Below are 15,050 nucleotides of genomic sequence, written 5' to 3' on the forward strand. Positions count from 1 at the left end.
CCAGCCTGCGGGCGAAGGTTGAGCACCCGTTCCGGGTGGTGAAGCGGCAGTTCGGTTACACCCAGGTGCGCTACCGGGGCTTGGCGAAGAACACGGCGCAGGTGCTGACGCTGTTCGCGCTGTCGAACCTGTGGATNGCGCGGCGACGTCTGTTGCTGCCGACGGGCTAAATCCGTCCGTTGGACGGGGAAACCCGTCGAAAAGCGCCAGAAATGGCGAGAAAGTGATCACATCGAGGTCGATCAGGCGCCTTGGCGCTGAAATCCAAGCATCAGCGCGCTTTGATCAGACCTTCCCTAGGCTCGTATCTCTCCCGTTCCCGTTGGCGATCACGACAAGCGAGGCAAGCCCGCACTCGGCTGCTTCAGACTGAAGGACTGGTTTCAACATTCCCATTGCCACACCATAAACGTGGGAACACCCGAATGACTTGAGCCCCCTCGGCGATCTCGCTCCCGGAGTCACGCTCCTTGGTTTAATTGGGATAAGATCAGAAGAAAAACAAAATTCCCGATGTTATATGAAAAATGAAAGATATAGCACGCCAGAAATCCAAGTCTTACATAAACAAAAGAGGCAATTAACGAAAAGGCGAAGACAGATAGCCACCGATCAGGATGCGCTGCGGCAAACATCGAGCTTGCGACTATGGCCGAGAGCAGCGCCTCCTTCCCGTTCGATTTCCAAATGGCGACACCACGAAAGAAAAACTCCTCAATCAGCGGCGCGATAAGCGAAGACAACAAGATACTTGAGAAAATGAATTTTCCATCGAAATTCCAGCCAGCTATCCTTTCCACATCCATGTTACTTAAAAGCACGTAGCACAAATGGAAGGCGACGCCCCCGGCACACGCCAGCACAAGGTCGAACCCGTAGGGGTTCTCATCAAGTCCACTCCCGCCCCCAGATACGCAAAAAGGGCCCCTTGTGGGGGCCCTTTTTGCGTATCTGGCGGAGAGAGGGGGAAGCCCCTAACCCGATACTAACCCCATGATTTCCCGAGAAAAGCGGCCGGGTGAGAGTTTGTACCAACTGGCGTACCAGCGTCAGGGCATAGTCTAGCAGCCCTCATGCGCGGCGCGGAAGCGCCCGCGCCAAGCCCTGGCCCCAGGCCAGGACACGGTCGCCGCAGGCGGCCGCACCGGCAGCCCCCTGGGGGGCGTCCGCCAGGCGCGTAGCGCCGCAGCGGGCCGGCGGGGGCGGCTTGGTCTCTTACCTGTTCTATCTCTTACCCCCCTCACGAAACACCGCAAAACAAGCCTTTCAGGCTCATTTCCCCCTTGTTTCCACAACCGCTAAAGGTAGTAAAAGCCACAGCCCCTGAAGGTTGTAGCCCTACAACCCCTGAAGGTTGTTGCCGAGGTTGTAGCGCCGACAACTTTCGGTTGTTTCTCACCGCGGATGACATTGAAATGCGGCTGGCATAGGATCGCCCCACAGGGGCTGACAGGGTGATTTTCATGCGCGCATTGCTGATCGTATCGGCGTTCCTTTTGCTGGCAATGGTGGCTGGAGACGCCTCGGCACGACTTTGCCGGAAGAACACAAACTTCCCCTTGATCGACAAGGGGATGACGCTGGATGAAGTCACCAAGTTGATTGGCAAGCCCGTCAGCGCAGAAAGCGGACCAGAGGACTCGAAGGTTCTGTTTTACTGCCTTGCCTCGTCTTTCCTGGATACCGACGGCAGCGACACCCGCGAGTATTGGGTACAGATGATGGATGGCAAAGTCATTGGCTACGGGGAGCGCAGTGACGCCGCCGCCATGCAACGTGCACAGCGCCAATATGCTGCGGCGTGGGGAAGCGCGAACATGATTGTAAACAGCGCTAATCAAGCCGCAGACAGAATGACCTACACGGGCACTCCGGCCGTGAGTACGCAAGTCAATGTTCAGCAGAACACCGTTATCCAGCAGGCGGCTCCTGCGCCCGAAGCCACGCAATCAGCGGACGACCAATCAAAACCCGATTGGCGCAAGTGGAAGCCGCTCTAACCTGCGCGAACATAGTTTTTCACGCTTGACAGGTTGTGTTTATTTCGCCTAATGATTGGGCGAGGCTGGCGGGCTGCCTTCCTTCGCACTCTTGCGCGAAGGAACATTTATGTCATTACAGACCCGAACCGAAACCGTCTCCGCCGCAGAGGTCCGCTACGAGTTGGAAGCAGATAGCGGCTTATCCGATGAAGCAAAACAGGCCCTGGCTGGCGCTGCCGCTGCCGGCGGTGTGCTCGAGAAGCGCACGACCTACCGCGAGACCTCGCCCATTGCCATCGAAAAAGGCGCGGGCTGGGTGCTGGCATTTCTCGACAATTTCCGCCAACTGCTCAACGCGGGCATTACCACCCAGGAGATGAGGATCGTCGCCTATGTCCTGGACAAGATGGAATACGGCAACCTGGTTTGTTTGTCGCAAACGGCCACGGCCAAGGATTTCAACTGCTCCCAGCAAGCCATCTCCAAGCACTTCAAATCGCTTGAAAAGCGCGGGTTTTTCGTCAAAAGCGGTGGACATCTGTTCGTGAACTCCACCATCTTTGCCAAGGGCTTGGCCACCAGGATGGACGAGGAAAGGCGGCAACACTTGGCAGCCGCGCAGGACACGCGCGGCGGGCGGTTCAAGACGACGCTCAAGGTCAAGAAAGTCAAGACCTAAACCCTGTAGCGGTTTAGACTAGACCTATCGACTGGCGGGGGGGCGTATGGCGTTCTGGCTATTGACACTTCTCTACTTGGCTGTGGCGGTTGCTGTTGTTCGGTGGACCCTGATCTCGGCGCTAGGCCTTTGGGTCTGTACCCCGCACGCGTTCATCAAGTACCCAACGGTATACAAGTTGGTACCGTTGGTGCTTCTAGCGATTGCGGCGATTGTTGGCCTCTCCTCGGATATTCCTTGGTATCTAGTGATCGTTGTGCTCTTGATCGCTAGGACGCTAAGCATGTGGGTTGGGAAGAAACTAGCTTTTCAAAAGGTTCGGAAGGAATACGCAGAGTTTTCCGAGTCTGACGATACATGGGACCCGGCAAAAGCTAGCGATAGTGAGCTATGGGAGCTGGCCAAATCTAAACTCAAGTACGATCCCTGAGCGCACGTTCCCCCCCCAACTATGTGCCCAGCGCTTCGACTTTTGGAAAAGCCCGCGTCTTTGGTGCGGGCTGTTGTTTTGGTGTGAGGGGAGGAGATAACAAGCGCTCCGCGCTTGCGCCTCCGGCCTGGTCTGTTAGTTGTGGTTACTCCCGCCCGGAGTACGCCCATGCCCGACAACACCAAAGCGACCCACGCCGTCCTGCGCGCCCTGCTGGACGAAATGGCGAAATCCCTAACCGCGACGAAACCGCAACCCGTCGAGCCTGGCCCCGGCTATCGCACGCGCGTGAATGTGCGCGAGTTCCTGCGGGGCCAGGAGGGGGAGGATAGTTGGTGGGACGACAGCGGCGATGAGGATGCTTTCATCGGTTTGCGCCCCCGCCCGAAACCACGCGCGAAGCGCCGCCTCCGTTGACTACCAGCGCGGGCGCGGACTGCGCCGCCGAGTCGGCGCATTGTTCGCAGTCTGCAAAGAAGTACGCGCGGCCAGCCGAGTAGCCACCTGGGCGAACCGTTCGGCCAGCGTGGGCGGTAGGGTTTTGGTCTGCCGAACCGGGCGCGACGCGGCGGCGGCTTTGATCGTCACTGCGCCCCTGGCGCTGCGAGCATGCCCGTAGCCCTGCTGGCTGCGGTCATTGGCATGACCGAGCCAGGCCGCCGCCCCTGTGCGGCTCTGGGTGGCTTTCGCGTCTCCGGCTCGCGCATGCCTGTACGCATAGGGCGATAGACCAGGCTGGGCCTGGCGCATAGCGCGACGCACCGCCACCACGTCGGTAGGCGTGGCGGCCAGGTCGCCGCCCGTGTCATCGACATAAGCCCGGAGGAAGGCCACCGCCAAGCCCGACAGGCCGCGCCGGGTTGGCTCCACATCCAGCACGCGCAGGGGCTGGCCACGCGCAGCGTCCACCTTGGCCCCGGCCACGGCTAGGCGCAGGCCCGTGGCGGTGTTTTCCAGCACCACGCCCCGCACCAGTTCCGCCGGGCGAATGCCGAACAGGGCAAAGACGCAGGCCAGGGCTTCCACCCGGGTACAGCGCCCAGGCTGACGGGCCAAGGCCACCAAGAGGCGATCCGGCGAGAGCGCCCGGCGGCCGGCCTGGCGCTTGGATTTGCTCGCGGGACGCTGGCCGGCCGCCCGTAGGGCCGCCGCCTTGTGCGCCCAGGTGGGGCGATCCGGGGCCAGGTACAGCGCCCGGAAGACGGTAGCCCGCTCGAAGGCAGCCAGGGTGTAGGCCCGCATGGCGTCGGTGTCCTTGGCCTTGCGTGCCGCCTCGGCCAGGGCACGGAGCCGGGCAATTTCCTGGGTCTCCACCCACCGACAGGCGCTGCGCAGGCGGTCGAAATGCGCCCGCGTGCTGGCCACGTCCAAGGGCGTGGCCCCGGCGGCCCACAGCCGGGCATGGTCGCGCCCGTAGGCGCTCCGGCTGGCCGGCGAGGGGTTGGCCCCGGTCGCGCCCGCCTCGTCCAGGACCGCGCGGATGGCGCGATCCTGGGCGACGCCCACCGGCACGCGCAGGCGTAACCCCTCGGCTTGGGCGACGGCTTGGGCTTGGGCCAGGGTGTCGGCGTAGCGTGCCCGTAGTTCCGCTGGCAAGCCTGCGCCCAGGTTCTGGGTCGGCGGCGTGCTGGCCTGGGGGTTGTGGCTTTTCATGCCCTCCCACCCCCAGAGCACCGGGACGGCGGAGCCGTTCCGCGTCGTCGGGCGCCAGCCCGACGACAGACCACCGGCGCTCGCCGGTGGTCAGCGGCCAGCGCTGGCGCGCTGTCCGTCGCCCGGTCGCTCCCGCTTCCCCGTCGCCGCTGGACGCGGCAACGGGCCGGGCGGCCATTCTCCGGTCCTGGACTCGCGCGCGATGACTCGCGCGCCCAGGTCCTGCGAATGGCCACATTGTCGGCCAGTGAGGCCGACAATGTGCGAGACAGCCAGCCAGAGAGAAACGCCATCCGGCCAGGCTAGGCGCGAAACCTGGGCAGGCAATGGCCGCCCAGGTCCAAGAGCGCGAGCCAGCACGCAGGCCGAGCGCGCGGGGTCTGTCAGGCCATCGCTTTCGACTGCTTCCGGCGGCCGCTCGTTGCCGTCTCCGGGGCCGCTCCAACGGCCAGCAAAGGCCGCAGGCCGTCCAGGTCGATGACTCCCTCGGCGGCCCAGTTCAGGGCCGGCAGGCAGGCGGCGGCCGTCGCTTTCAGCGCCGAACCGCCGGCCCCGTACGTGGCGGCGTGGTCGGTGTCCAGCGTGCTAGGCCCTTCGCTGCTCTCGTGGCCGACGAAGCGCTCGCGCCAGCCCTGGGCCACGCCTTTGCGGGTCATCGTCTGGATGACGGTGGCGCGGAAGGAGTGAAGCCCCATCCGGCCCTTGCCGCGCGGGGCAATGCCCCACGCTTTCAGGGCCGACAGAAACGCCTTCTGACTGGACGCGGCCGGGCCGTTCTGCGTCAGCAGGTTGCCTGGGAAAAGCCGAGACTCCCCGGCGGCCTTCCTGGCCTCCACCCGATCCAGCAGGCCCAGGGCCAGCAGGTCGGGGTGGATTGGCACCAGGCGAATGCTGGCCTCGGCCTTTACGGCCTTGTCTTCGGCCAGTTCGTTGATGTCCAGGACGGGCACACCCTCGTGCTCGTCCGGCCCCACGTCCACCAGCTCCAACCGGGCCAGCTCGTTCGACCTGGCCCCGGTGTAAAGCGCCAGCACGGCCAGCCAGCGGTCTTTGAGCGTGGGCAGAACGGCGAACGCCTCGGGCGTAAACATCGCCTTGAGTTGCTCCGTCTTGAACGCCTGGAAGCCGGTACCGCGCCGGCTAGCCTTGTCGGCCCGGGTCAGGCGGATATGCCCGGCGGCCGGATTGGCTTTGTCGTCGGGGTAGTAGCCGCTGGACGCGGCCCAGGTAAAGAACCGTTTGAGGTAGGACTGGACGGACTGCGCGGTCTTGCGCGCCAGGCCGCCGGCCATCAAGTGGTTGTAGAAGCCTGCGCAGTCCGCGCGGCCCAGTGTGTAGAGCCGGGTTCCCGGCTTGACGTAGGCGGCGAAGGTTTCGCCGGTCTTCTTCAACTTGTGGTAGGTCTTCAAGCGGGCCGGCGTGGTGAAGTTCGGCCGCTCGGCTTTCAGCCAGAAGTCCACGGCGCTGTCTGTCCGGCTGTTGTGGACGCCAGGCGGTGGGCCAGGTGGCGGCGGTACCGGCAGGGCCGACGGCGGCGGCTGGTTCGCCAGTGGGCCGGCCCCGCCGTACAACTCGGCCAGGAACCTGGCCGCCTCCTTGGCGGCCGCCATGTCGGCCGCCCTGTCGTCGGTGTCCGGGCCTTCCATCGACATGCCGGAGGCGGCATGTACCACCTTCCACTCTTTCGGCTTGCGTCCGCCAGTCAGGCCCAGCGCTTGCGCCAGGTCGTCATCGTCCTGTTTCCGCCACACCATCCCCGACGCCTCCACCCGTGCGATAGCCGCATGGTAGGCGAGCAACAACGCGCCTGACCATGCCAGCGCCAGGCGCGGATCATGCGTGCGAAGGCTGCGCCGGATCTCGCCGCGTCCGTCGAATTGGCGGCGCAGGTGCTTGGGAACAACCAGGCGGAAGGTGTAGCCGCTAGGGCGGTGGAGCAAGTAGCGAGGCAGGCGCATGAATGTACCAATCCATGTACCAGGCGCGTTCTCTCCGAAAAAAGAAAAACCCCTGTAAAAACAGGGGTTTAGGCGTATCTGGCGGAGAGAGGGGGATTCGAACCCCCGAAGCGGGGTTTAGCCGCTTACACACTTTCCAGGCGTGCTCCTTCAACCACTCGGACACCTCTCCGGAACCTGGCGGGGTCGCTTGGACGCCCGTTCAGGGGCGGGAATTCTATAGCTTGCGGGCACTTGCCACAAGCGCGGTCCGGGACGGGGACGGGGACGGGGACGGGCATGGCACAATGCCGGTCCTGGTCGAAACGGTTGCCCGATGTCCTATCTCGTCCTTGCCCGCAAGTGGCGCCCGAAGCGGTTCTCCGAGCTGGTCGGGCAGGAACACGTCGTGCGCGCGCTGGGCAATGCCCTGGATACCGGGCGGGTCCACCACGCCTTCCTGTTCACCGGCACCCGCGGGGTGGGCAAGACCACCATCGCCCGCATCTTCGCCAAGTCGCTGAACTGCGAGAAGGGCACCAGCGCCGAGCCGTGCGGGGTCTGTCCGGCCTGCACCGACATCGACGCCGGCCGCTACATCGACCTGCTGGAGATCGACGCGGCCTCCAATACCGGCGTGGACGACGTCCGCGAGGTGATCGAGAACGCCCAGTACATGCCCTCGCGCGGGCAGTACAAGGTCTACCTGATCGACGAGGTCCACATGCTCTCCAAGGCGGCGTTCAACGCGCTGCTGAAGACCCTGGAGGAGCCGCCGGGCCACGTGAAGTTCCTGCTGGCCACCACCGACCCGCAGAAGCTGCCGGTCACGGTGCTGTCGCGCTGCCTGCAGTTCAACCTCAAGCGGCTGGACGAGGGCCAGATCGAAGGGCAGATGACGAAGATCCTGGCCGCCGAGGGCATCGAGGCCGATACGGCGGCGATCCGCCTGCTGGCGCGGGCCGCCGACGGCAGCCTGCGCGACGGCCTATCTCTGCTGGACCAGGCCATCGCCTATGCCGGCGGGGCGCTGCGCGAGGACGTGGTCCGGGCCATGCTCGGCAGCGTCGACCGCACCCAGGTCGCGGCGCTGCTGGACGCGCTGGCCGAGGGCAACGGCGCGGCGCTGCTGGATACGGTGGCCACCCTGGCCGGGTTCGCCCCCGACTGGGGCAACGTGCTGGAGGCGCTGGCCGAGGCGCTGCACCGGATCCAGGTGCGGCAGCTGGTGCCGGGCGCGGCCCAGGAGAACGAGGGGCTGGACCTGGACCGCTACGCCTCGGCGCTGCGGCCGGAAGTGGTCCAGCTCTGGTACCAGATGGCGGTCACCGGCCGTCGCGACCTGGAACTGGCCCCGGCGCCGCGGGTGGGCTTCGAGATGAGCCTGCTGCGGATGCTGGCGTTCCGCCCGGAGGCCGATGCCGGTCCGCTGGGCAGCGGCGGTGCGGGGGCGGGGGCCAGCGGCAATGCCGGCGGTGCCGGTCCGCGTCGCGCGCCGGTCTCGGCTGCGGCCGGCGAGGGCGGGGCGGTGGCGCGCGAGGCTGCGGCGCCGGACCCTGAGCCAGTGCCGGCCCCCTCCATGGCCGCCCCGGTCGAACCGGCGCCCGTGCGCCCGGCCCCGGCCCCGGCCCCGGCCGACGATCCGCCGCCGTGGGACCTGCCCGCGCCGCGCCAGGCGACGCCGACGCCCGTGGTGGCCCCGGAACTGGCCGCGGTGCCGCCGCCGGCCGCCTCGCGCGCGCCCACGATGGAGGAAATCGACGCGCCGGCGCCCGCTAACGGAACCGCGAAGCCGGCCGCCGCCGAGACGCTGGCGCCGGGGATCGTCGTGTCGCCGTCGCCCGCGCCGGTGCAGGCCGCGCCGGCCGCCAATGCCGATGCCGGCGGGGTGGTCGTGGCCGACGCCGAGGACTGGCTGCAGCGCGTGGCCAGCTGCGACCTCAAGGGCCCGTCCAGGGAACTGGCCGGGCACACCGCCTTCGTCAGCCACGCCAACGGCGTGCTGACCCTGGCCCTGGATCCCGGCTTCGAATACCTGCGTACCGAACGCTCCACCGCGGCGCTGGCCGATGCGCTGGCCGCCACGCTGGGCGAGGCGCCGAAGATCGTCTTCACCACCGGCGACGCGCCGGCGGAGACACTGAACCAGCGCCGCGAGCGCGAGCGAGGCTCGCGCCAGGCCGCGGCCGAGGAGACCTTCCTCAACGATCCGGCGGTCAAGCGCCTGATCGAGAAACACGGCGCCCGCGTCGTGCCCGACTCCATCCGACCTTCAGACGGTAACTGACATGCGTGGCAACATCGCCCAACTGATGCAACAGGCGCAGAAGATGCAGGAAAACCTGCAGCGCGCCCAGGAAGAACTGGCCAGGCTCGAGGTCACCGGCAACGCCGGCGGCGGCATGGTCAGCGTCACCCTCACCGGCACCAAGGAGTGCCGCAAGGTGCGCATCGATCCTTCGCTGCTGTCCGACCAGGAGATGGTCGAGGACCTGGTGGCCGCGGCGTTCAACGACGCCTCCAACAAGGTTGACGCCGAGTCCAAGGCGAAGATGGCGGCCGCTTCGGCCGGCATGCCGCTGCCGCCGGGCATGAAGCTGCCGTTCTAAGGGCCGTAATTCGGGATTCGTGATTGGTGATTCGAGAGCCGTGATTCGGGATTCGTGATTGGTGATTCGTAACAGCAAGAGCAGGCGTTCGGTCCCTCTGGCGGAAACCGCAGGAGCGGATGCCTTGGTTCTTCGAATCACTAATTACGAATTACCAATCACGAACCCACCAATCACGAACCCAATCACGAACCACCAATGACGGCTCTTCTCGAACAGCTGATCGAAGCCCTGCGCGTGCTGCCGGGCGTGGGGCGCAAGAGCGCCCAGCGCATGGCCTACCACGTGCTGGAGCGCGGCCGCGATGGCGGCCGCCAGCTGGCGGCGGTGCTGGCCGAGGCGGTCGAGCGCATCGGTCATTGCAGCCAGTGCCGCGACTTCAGCGAGACGCCGGTGTGCGCCACCTGCGCCAGCGCCAGCCGCGACCGCCAGCAGCTGTGCGTGGTCGAGTCGCCGGCCGACCGCCTGGCGATCGAGACCGCCACCGGCTACCGCGGCCTGTACTACGTGTTGCAGGGCCGGCTGTCGCCGCTGGATGGGATCGGCCCGCGCGAACTGGGCCTGGATGCGCTGGCCACGCGCCTGGCCGGTGGCGAAGTCGCCGAGCTGATCGTCGCCACCAGCGCCACGGTCGAAGGCGAGGCCACCGCGCATTACCTGGCGCAGCTGGCACGCCAGCACGGCGTGCGCCCCAGCCGGCTGGCCCAGGGCCTGCCGCTGGGCGGCGAGCTGGAGTACGTCGACCGCGGCACGCTGTCGCACGCCTTCGGCAGCCGCGGCGAGATGCGCGAATAGCCCACGCCGCGTGGGCCGGCGCGGGGCAGGGCGCTATGCTTGCGCCTTCCTTCGGCGAACCACGGACCGGAACACCATGAGCGACACCCTCTTCGGCAAGATCATCCGCCGCGAGATTCCCGCCACGATCGTCTACGAGGACGAGGACATCCTCGGCTTCCGCGACATCGCCCCGCAGGCGCCGGTGCACGTGCTGTTCATCCCGAAGCAGAAGGTCATCCCGACCCTCGACGACGCCACTGCCGAAGACGCCGAACTGCTCGGCAGGCTGATGCTGGCCGCGGCCCGCTGGGCGCGCGACGAGGGCCTGGCGCAGGACGGCTACCGGGTGGTGATGAACTGCCGCGAGCATGCCGGCCAGACCGTGTTCCACCTGCACCTGCACCTGCTCGCCGGTGCGCACCTGGGACGGTTCGGCACGCCGGGCTGAGCGCGCCGCGACAGGCAGGCCGCAAATGAAAACGCCGCCCCGGAGGGCGGCGTTTTCATTCGGGTCAACGAACAGGGCGGCTTACCAGCCCCACCAGCTCCAGCGCCCCCACGGACCGCCCCACGGGCCCCAGGGCCCCCACGGGTCGTGGTGGATGACGCGGACCTCGTTGACCACCGGCCACAGGTAGACCACGTCGGCGGCCATGCGCGGCAGGGTGTAGTCGTACTCGCCGATCTTCACCTTATCGGTGCCCTGCACGCGGCCGACGAAGGTGACCTCGCGGCCGGGGGTGAACACCGCCGGGTCGTAGAAGCCGGAGCGGCAGGCGAGGAAGCGGCCCTGGGCCACGTCGCGCGAGCCGCTGGCCGGGCGGCCGCTGGCGTCCAGCGGGATCGACACCACCTGGAAGCAGGTGCTGTCCGGGCCCGGCGTGGTCTGCACGATGCGCCCGCCCCAGCGCACGCTGGCGCCGAGCTGCTGGCCGGCCACGGCCTGTTCGGGCGTGAGCGGGAGGAAGGCGCCCTGCAACGGCTGGGGCGCGGTAGCGCAGGCGCCAAGCAGCGCGAGGGCGCTGGCGGCGATGGCGATGCGGAACGGGATGCGTAGCGACATGGCGGCCTCCGGAAGGTCAGGGGCGGTGCCGTTCCAGCGCTTCCCGCAGCCGGCGCGTCCCCCCATGCGCCGGAGCGTATCGCGCGGCGACGAAACGCCGGCTGAGCGCCAGCAGCTCCTCGGCCGAACGCGGGTGCGCGGCGGCCACGCGCTGCGCCCAGGCCAGCGCCGGCTCGTGCGGGGCGCGGCCCAGGCCCAGCCGCGCGTAGCGGCGGCCGAGGCGGTGCCAGGCGCGCAGCAGCGGATCGCGCTCGCGCTCGCCGCGGGCCAGCAGCCAGATCATCCCGGCCATGGCCAGTGCGGCGAAGGCGGCGAACAGCAGCAGCAACTGCGAAGGCTCCAGCCGGCCCAGGCCCAGCGGGCTGAGCAGGGCCTGCTGGCGTTGCGCGTCGAAGCCCAGCACCAGGTCGTTCCAGCCGCGGCGCATGAAGTCGACGAGGTCGCCGAGGCGTGCGCCGCGCAGTGCGTCGATGCCGTCGGCCGCCGGGCCGCCAGCGCCCAGGCGCGCGTCGAGCGTGTCGTAGATGCGCTCCGGCGCCACCGCCGCGGTCGGGTCCACGCGCACCCAGCCGCGTCCTTCCAGCCACACCTCGCTCCAGGCGTGGGCGTCCATGCGCCGCACGATCCAGTAACCGCCGAACGGGTTGCGGTAGCCGCCGGCATAGCCGGTGACCACGCGCGCCGGGATGCCGGCGGCGCGCATCAGCACGGTGAAAGCCGAGCTGAAGTGTTCGCAGTAGCCGGTGCGGGTCTCGAACAGGAACTCGTCGACCGCGTGGCGGCCGGGCAGCGGGGTGTCGAGGGCGTAGGCGAAGTCGGCGCGGATCATCGCCAGGGCGCGCTCGATGATGGCCTCGTCGTTGTCGCCGAGTTCGCGCCGCCACTGCGCGGCCAGCGCCCGGGTACGCGGATCGCGGTCGCGGGGCAGGGCCAGCGCGTGCTGGCGCAGGATCGGGCGCAGCTCCGTCTCGAAGCGCCGCGGTGGTGCCGATTGCAGGCGCCAGCGGCTGGGCGCGGCCAGCGGGCGGTCGGTGCGCAGGCCGCCGCCGTGGCCGGGATGGGTGCCTTCGGGCGCGATGAGCGGCAGGTCGAGGGCCGGCAGGTCGCGGCGGTCGGTGGCTTCCACTTCCAGCGCGTAACTCCAGCGGGCCGGCGCGGGCTCCCATGACGGAGGGGGCAGGTCCTCGATCCAGCGGTTGCGGGTCCAGGTGCGGCCGTCGTAGTCCAGCAGCACCGGCCCGCGCCAGTACAGCTGCTCCACCGGCGGCACCGGGCCGTCGAACTCCGCGCGCAGCGCCGGCGCGTCGTCGGTCATCAGGTCCAGCCAGCCGCCCGGGCTCATGCTGTCCGACAGTCCGGGCCGGCCCAGCGCACGTTCGGGCACGCCCCACAGCGGCGTGGACAGGCGCGGGAACAGCCAGAACGCGACCAGCGCCAGCGGCAGGCCGATCGCCACCAGCCGGCCCATCGTGCCCAGGCGCTGCTTCACCGGCGGCGCGGCCACGCCGGCTTCCAGGTCGGACAGCCGCTGCAGGGCGAGCAGGCCGGCCAGCACCGCGGCCAGCGCCGCGGCCATCACCTGCGGGCTCTGGTCGAGCAGGAAGGCGGCGAACGGCGCGAACAGGGCGAAGCCGACAAGGCTGCGCGCATCGCGTAGGGTGCGCAGTTCGGTGGGCTTGATCGCCAGCATCGCCGCCAGCAGCGCGCTGCCGGTATCGCGGCCCAGGCGCGTGCCCATCATCGCCAGCACGCCGGCGATCACCGCCAGCGCGATCACGCCGCGCAGCAGGCCGGGCATCGGCCGCCGCCATGCGATCGCGGCCATCGCCGGCGCGGTCAGGGCGAAGCCGACGCCCAGTGTCGGCGGCAGGTTGATCAGCAGGGGCAGCAGCGCCAGCGCGGCGGCGGCCAGCGCCCAGATGCGGCTGCCCGCATCCAGCGGCGTGGTCCCGTCCTGCGGCGGAAGCGGCGGCACGGTGCTCATGCGGACGGCAGCAGCGCGAGGGCGCGCAGGCAGGCGTGGCGGTGGTCGGGACCGCGGCCCGGGCCCAGGGCGAGGCCGGGCAGGCGCAGGTGGTAGCGGCGGCCTTCGCGCTCGGCCTGGTCGACCCAGGCGGCCAGGCGCGAGATCCGCGCCTCGTGGCCGAGGTGGCGCAGCGCGTTCCAGTCCAGCAGCACGTCCTGCTGGCGCGCGCGTTCGTACTCGCGCACCACCAGGCTGTCGCGGCGCGCGCTGTGCTTCCAGGCGATGGTGCGCGGCGCATCGCCGCTGCGGTACGGGCGCAGCTGGTGCGGCTCGTCGCCGAGCGGATGCACGCGGCTGTGCTGCACGCCCTCGCCGCTGTCGGGCAACGGCGGCGGCTGCGGCTCGGCGCGTGGATAGACCAGCAGGCGCTGCCGTGGCCAGGCCCGCGACCAGGCCCGCGCCAGGCCCAGCGGCTGGGTGGTGGAGATGCGGAGGCGGCCCGGTTCCAGCCAGCCGCGCTGGCGCGTCGGCAGCGGCAGCGCCACGTCGGCCAGGCCGTCCTCGCCGGTGCTGGCCCCGGCGACGGTGTGGTCGTGTTGCAGGCGCAGGCCGCGCCGGCGGCGGCCGTCGCGGGTGGAGAAGGTCATGCGCAGCCACAGGGTCTGGCCGGCGGCGACCGGGTCGGCGGACACCGCGTCCAGCTGCAGGCCCGACAGCTGCAGGTGCGCGGCGACCAGGCTGGCCAGCCCGGCCGTACCCAGCAGCAGGGCCAGCAGCAGCGCCGGGTTGTTGTTGTAGTTGAGCGCGCCGAGCACCATCGCCAGCACCAGCAGCCCGTAGAACAGGCCGAAACGGGTGGGCAGCACGTAGATGCGGCGGCGGTCGATCCGCAGCGGCAGGGACTCGGGCGCGCGCGGGCGTTCGAACGACTCCAGCCACGTGCGCAGTTCGCGCCACGTGCGGGGCATCAGTCCACCGGCACCGCGTGCAGTACCGACTTGGCCAGCGCCGCGCCGGTGCCGGCTTCGGCCTCGCCGACCAGGCGGTGCCCGGCCACGGCGATGAACAGTGCCTGCACGTCTTCCGGCAGCACGTGGTCGCGGCCGAGCAGCAGCGCGTAGGCGCGCGCGGCGCGCAGCAGGGCCAGGCCGGCGCGCGGCGACAGGCCGACACGGATGCCCGGTTGCTGCCGGCTGCGCGCCAGCAGCGCCTGCACGTAGCCGACCAGCGCGTCGCTGGCATGCACCCGCGCGGCCGCGTCGCGCAATGCGATCACGTCGCCGTCGCCGAGCACCGGCGTGGCCTGCGCGATCAGTTCGCGGCGGTCGCTGCCGGTGAGCAGGGCGCGTTCGGCGTCGGCGCCGGGATAGCCCAGCGAGAAGCGCAGCAGGAAGCGGTCGAGTTGCGAATCCGGCAGCGGGAAGGTGCCGGACAGGTCGACCGGGTTCTGCGTGGCGATCACGAAGAACGGATCGGGCAGGCGGTGGGTGGCGCCGTCGATGGTCACCTGCTGCTCGGCCATCGCTTCCAGCAGCGCGCTCTGCGTGCGCGGCGGCGCGCGGTTGATCTCGTCGGCCAGCAGCACCTGGGTGAACACCGGACCGGGATGGAAGCGGAACTGGCGCGTGGAGGCTTCGTAGATGGACACGCCCAGCACGTCGGCCGGCAGCAGGTCCGAGGTGAACTGGATCCGCTGGAAGCCCAGGCCCACGGTCGCGGCCAGGGCGTGGGCGAGGGTGGTCTTGCCCAGTCCGGGCAGGTCCTCGATCAGCACGTGGCCGCCGGCCAGCAGCGCGACCAGGGCCAGGCGCACTTCATGCGGCTTGCCCAGCACCAGCGCGTTGACCTGGCGCTGCGCCTGCTCCAGCGACTGGCGCAGGGCGTCGGTTAGGATGGGGCTCGAGGGCGTGGCGATGTCCGACATCGTCTTCCTGGGTACCGGGTCCGGAGGGAG

At 68.8% G+C, this 15,050-nt stretch carries 15 protein-coding genes and 1 tRNA gene; 8 read left to right on the top strand and 8 right to left on the bottom strand.

Features of this window, described 5'->3' with window-relative positions; all coding sequences use genetic code 11:
• Nucleotides 1-170, top strand: a 170-nt coding sequence (locus PSEJ35_RS0108415; RefSeq protein WP_156924773.1) for a transposase, incomplete at its 5' end; no start/stop codon positions are given.
• A 291-nt stretch (nt 171-461) separates the two neighbouring features.
• Here the strand turns inward: PSEJ35_RS0108415 and PSEJ35_RS16955 are convergent.
• Nucleotides 462-806 carry a CPBP family intramembrane glutamic endopeptidase gene (locus PSEJ35_RS16955; protein ID WP_084635489.1) on the bottom strand — a complete coding sequence of 115 codons (345 nt, stop codon included), beginning with the start codon at nt 804-806 and terminating at the stop codon, nt 462-464.
• 657 nt (nt 807-1,463) lie between these two features.
• Here PSEJ35_RS16955 and PSEJ35_RS0108420 point away from each other — a divergent pair.
• The 3 genes from PSEJ35_RS0108420 (at nt 1,464) to PSEJ35_RS0108430 (ending at nt 3,508) form a co-directional block, all read left to right on the top strand.
• Nucleotides 1,464-2,000 (top strand): hypothetical protein, encoded by a 537-nt coding sequence (locus tag PSEJ35_RS0108420; RefSeq protein ID WP_024870212.1) that lies wholly within the window; start codon nt 1,464-1,466, stop codon nt 1,998-2,000.
• Between the two features lie 109 nt (nt 2,001-2,109).
• The gene (locus PSEJ35_RS16650) at nt 2,110-2,661 is read left to right on the top strand and encodes a replication/maintenance protein RepL (RefSeq protein WP_051412598.1); all 552 of its coding nucleotides are present in this window, start codon (nt 2,110-2,112) and stop codon (nt 2,659-2,661) included.
• A gap of 598 nt (nt 2,662-3,259) precedes the next feature.
• Nucleotides 3,260-3,508, top strand: coding sequence for a hypothetical protein (locus PSEJ35_RS0108430; RefSeq protein WP_028917399.1), 249 nt, complete (start codon nt 3,260-3,262; stop codon nt 3,506-3,508).
• Here PSEJ35_RS0108430 and PSEJ35_RS0108435 read toward each other — a convergent pair whose 3' ends face one another.
• From PSEJ35_RS0108435 to PSEJ35_RS0108445, 3 genes are all read right to left on the bottom strand, one after another.
• Entirely contained in the window at nt 3,509-4,744 is a 1,236-nt protein-coding gene (locus tag PSEJ35_RS0108435; RefSeq protein ID WP_156924775.1) for a hypothetical protein, read from the bottom strand. It lies immediately after the preceding gene.
• Between the two features lie 383 nt (nt 4,745-5,127).
• On the bottom strand, nt 5,128-6,702 hold the full coding sequence (locus tag PSEJ35_RS16655; protein WP_051412599.1) for a DUF6538 domain-containing protein: 1,575 nt from the start codon (nt 6,700-6,702) through the stop codon (nt 5,128-5,130).
• Nucleotides 6,703-6,781: 79 nt separating this feature from the next.
• A tRNA-Ser gene (locus tag PSEJ35_RS0108445) sits at nt 6,782-6,874 on the bottom strand.
• Nucleotides 6,875-7,018: 144 nt separating this feature from the next.
• Between PSEJ35_RS0108445 and dnaX the strand changes: the two genes are divergently transcribed.
• The 4 genes from dnaX (at nt 7,019) to PSEJ35_RS0108465 (ending at nt 10,515) form a co-directional block, all read left to right on the top strand.
• Nucleotides 7,019-8,968: a DNA polymerase III subunit gamma/tau gene (dnaX, locus tag PSEJ35_RS0108450; protein WP_028917401.1), complete on the top strand. Its 1,950-nt coding sequence runs from the start codon at nt 7,019-7,021 to the stop codon at nt 8,966-8,968.
• Nucleotide 8,969: 1 nt separating this feature from the next.
• A complete protein-coding gene (locus PSEJ35_RS0108455) occupies nt 8,970-9,290 on the top strand; it encodes a YbaB/EbfC family nucleoid-associated protein (protein WP_028917402.1) in 321 nt (106 codons plus the stop codon).
• Nucleotides 9,291-9,488: 198 nt separating this feature from the next.
• Nucleotides 9,489-10,085, top strand: coding sequence for a recombination mediator RecR (gene recR, locus PSEJ35_RS0108460; RefSeq protein ID WP_028917403.1), 597 nt, complete (start codon nt 9,489-9,491; stop codon nt 10,083-10,085).
• A 76-nt stretch (nt 10,086-10,161) separates the two neighbouring features.
• Nucleotides 10,162-10,515: a histidine triad nucleotide-binding protein gene (locus PSEJ35_RS0108465; protein WP_028917404.1), complete on the top strand. Its 354-nt coding sequence runs from the start codon at nt 10,162-10,164 to the stop codon at nt 10,513-10,515.
• Between the two features lie 81 nt (nt 10,516-10,596).
• On the opposite strand, the gene PSEJ35_RS0108470 is transcribed toward PSEJ35_RS0108465, so the two are convergent.
• Genes PSEJ35_RS0108470 through PSEJ35_RS0108485 form a run of 4 tightly spaced genes read right to left on the bottom strand, consistent with a single transcriptional unit; the run spans nt 10,597 to nt 15,011 of the window.
• On the bottom strand, nt 10,597-11,130 hold the full coding sequence (locus PSEJ35_RS0108470; RefSeq protein ID WP_051412618.1) for a Slp family lipoprotein: 534 nt from the start codon (nt 11,128-11,130) through the stop codon (nt 10,597-10,599).
• 16 nt (nt 11,131-11,146) lie between these two features.
• Complete coding sequence (locus tag PSEJ35_RS0108475) at nt 11,147-13,114, bottom strand: DUF3488 and transglutaminase-like domain-containing protein (protein WP_051412600.1); 1,968 nt, start codon at nt 13,112-13,114, stop codon at nt 11,147-11,149.
• Nucleotides 13,111-14,064 (bottom strand): DUF58 domain-containing protein, encoded by a 954-nt coding sequence (locus tag PSEJ35_RS0108480; protein WP_028917407.1) that lies wholly within the window; start codon nt 14,062-14,064, stop codon nt 13,111-13,113. The genes PSEJ35_RS0108475 and PSEJ35_RS0108480 overlap by 4 nt, the downstream gene beginning before the upstream one ends.
• Nucleotides 14,064-15,011, bottom strand: coding sequence for an AAA family ATPase (locus tag PSEJ35_RS0108485; RefSeq protein WP_028917408.1), 948 nt, complete (start codon nt 15,009-15,011; stop codon nt 14,064-14,066). Before PSEJ35_RS0108485 ends, PSEJ35_RS0108480 begins: the two co-directional genes overlap by 1 nt.
• Between the last annotated feature and the right edge of the window lie 39 nt (nt 15,012-15,050).

The organism is Pseudoxanthomonas sp. J35 (assembly GCF_000513995.1).
GTDB lineage: Bacteria > Pseudomonadota > Gammaproteobacteria > Xanthomonadales > Xanthomonadaceae > Pseudoxanthomonas.

What these genes read in the sequence shown, in the direction of transcription:
- PSEJ35_RS0108420 (WP_024870212.1), top strand. Translation starts at nt 1,464, where the DNA reads ATGCGCGCATTGCTGATCGTATCGGCGTTCCTTTTGCTGGCAATGGTG.
- PSEJ35_RS0108470 (WP_051412618.1), bottom strand. Translation starts at nt 11,130, where the DNA reads ATGTCGCTACGCATCCCGTTCCGCATCGCCATCGCCGCCAGCGCCCTC.
- PSEJ35_RS16655 (WP_051412599.1), bottom strand. Translation starts at nt 6,702, where the DNA reads ATGCGCCTGCCTCGCTACTTGCTCCACCGCCCTAGCGGCTACACCTTC.
- PSEJ35_RS16650 (WP_051412598.1), top strand. Translation starts at nt 2,110, where the DNA reads ATGTCATTACAGACCCGAACCGAAACCGTCTCCGCCGCAGAGGTCCGC.
- PSEJ35_RS16955 (WP_084635489.1), bottom strand. Translation starts at nt 806, where the DNA reads ATGGATGTGGAAAGGATAGCTGGCTGGAATTTCGATGGAAAATTCATT.
- PSEJ35_RS0108435 (WP_156924775.1), bottom strand. Translation starts at nt 4,744, where the DNA reads ATGAAAAGCCACAACCCCCAGGCCAGCACGCCGCCGACCCAGAACCTG.
- PSEJ35_RS0108430 (WP_028917399.1), top strand. Translation starts at nt 3,260, where the DNA reads ATGCCCGACAACACCAAAGCGACCCACGCCGTCCTGCGCGCCCTGCTG.
- PSEJ35_RS0108480 (WP_028917407.1), bottom strand. Translation starts at nt 14,064, where the DNA reads ATGCCCCGCACGTGGCGCGAACTGCGCACGTGGCTGGAGTCGTTCGAA.
- PSEJ35_RS0108475 (WP_051412600.1), bottom strand. Translation starts at nt 13,114, where the DNA reads ATGAGCACCGTGCCGCCGCTTCCGCCGCAGGACGGGACCACGCCGCTG.
- PSEJ35_RS0108465 (WP_028917404.1), top strand. Translation starts at nt 10,162, where the DNA reads ATGAGCGACACCCTCTTCGGCAAGATCATCCGCCGCGAGATTCCCGCC.
- dnaX (WP_028917401.1), top strand. Translation starts at nt 7,019, where the DNA reads ATGTCCTATCTCGTCCTTGCCCGCAAGTGGCGCCCGAAGCGGTTCTCC.
- PSEJ35_RS0108455 (WP_028917402.1), top strand. Translation starts at nt 8,970, where the DNA reads ATGCGTGGCAACATCGCCCAACTGATGCAACAGGCGCAGAAGATGCAG.
- recR (WP_028917403.1), top strand. Translation starts at nt 9,489, where the DNA reads ATGACGGCTCTTCTCGAACAGCTGATCGAAGCCCTGCGCGTGCTGCCG.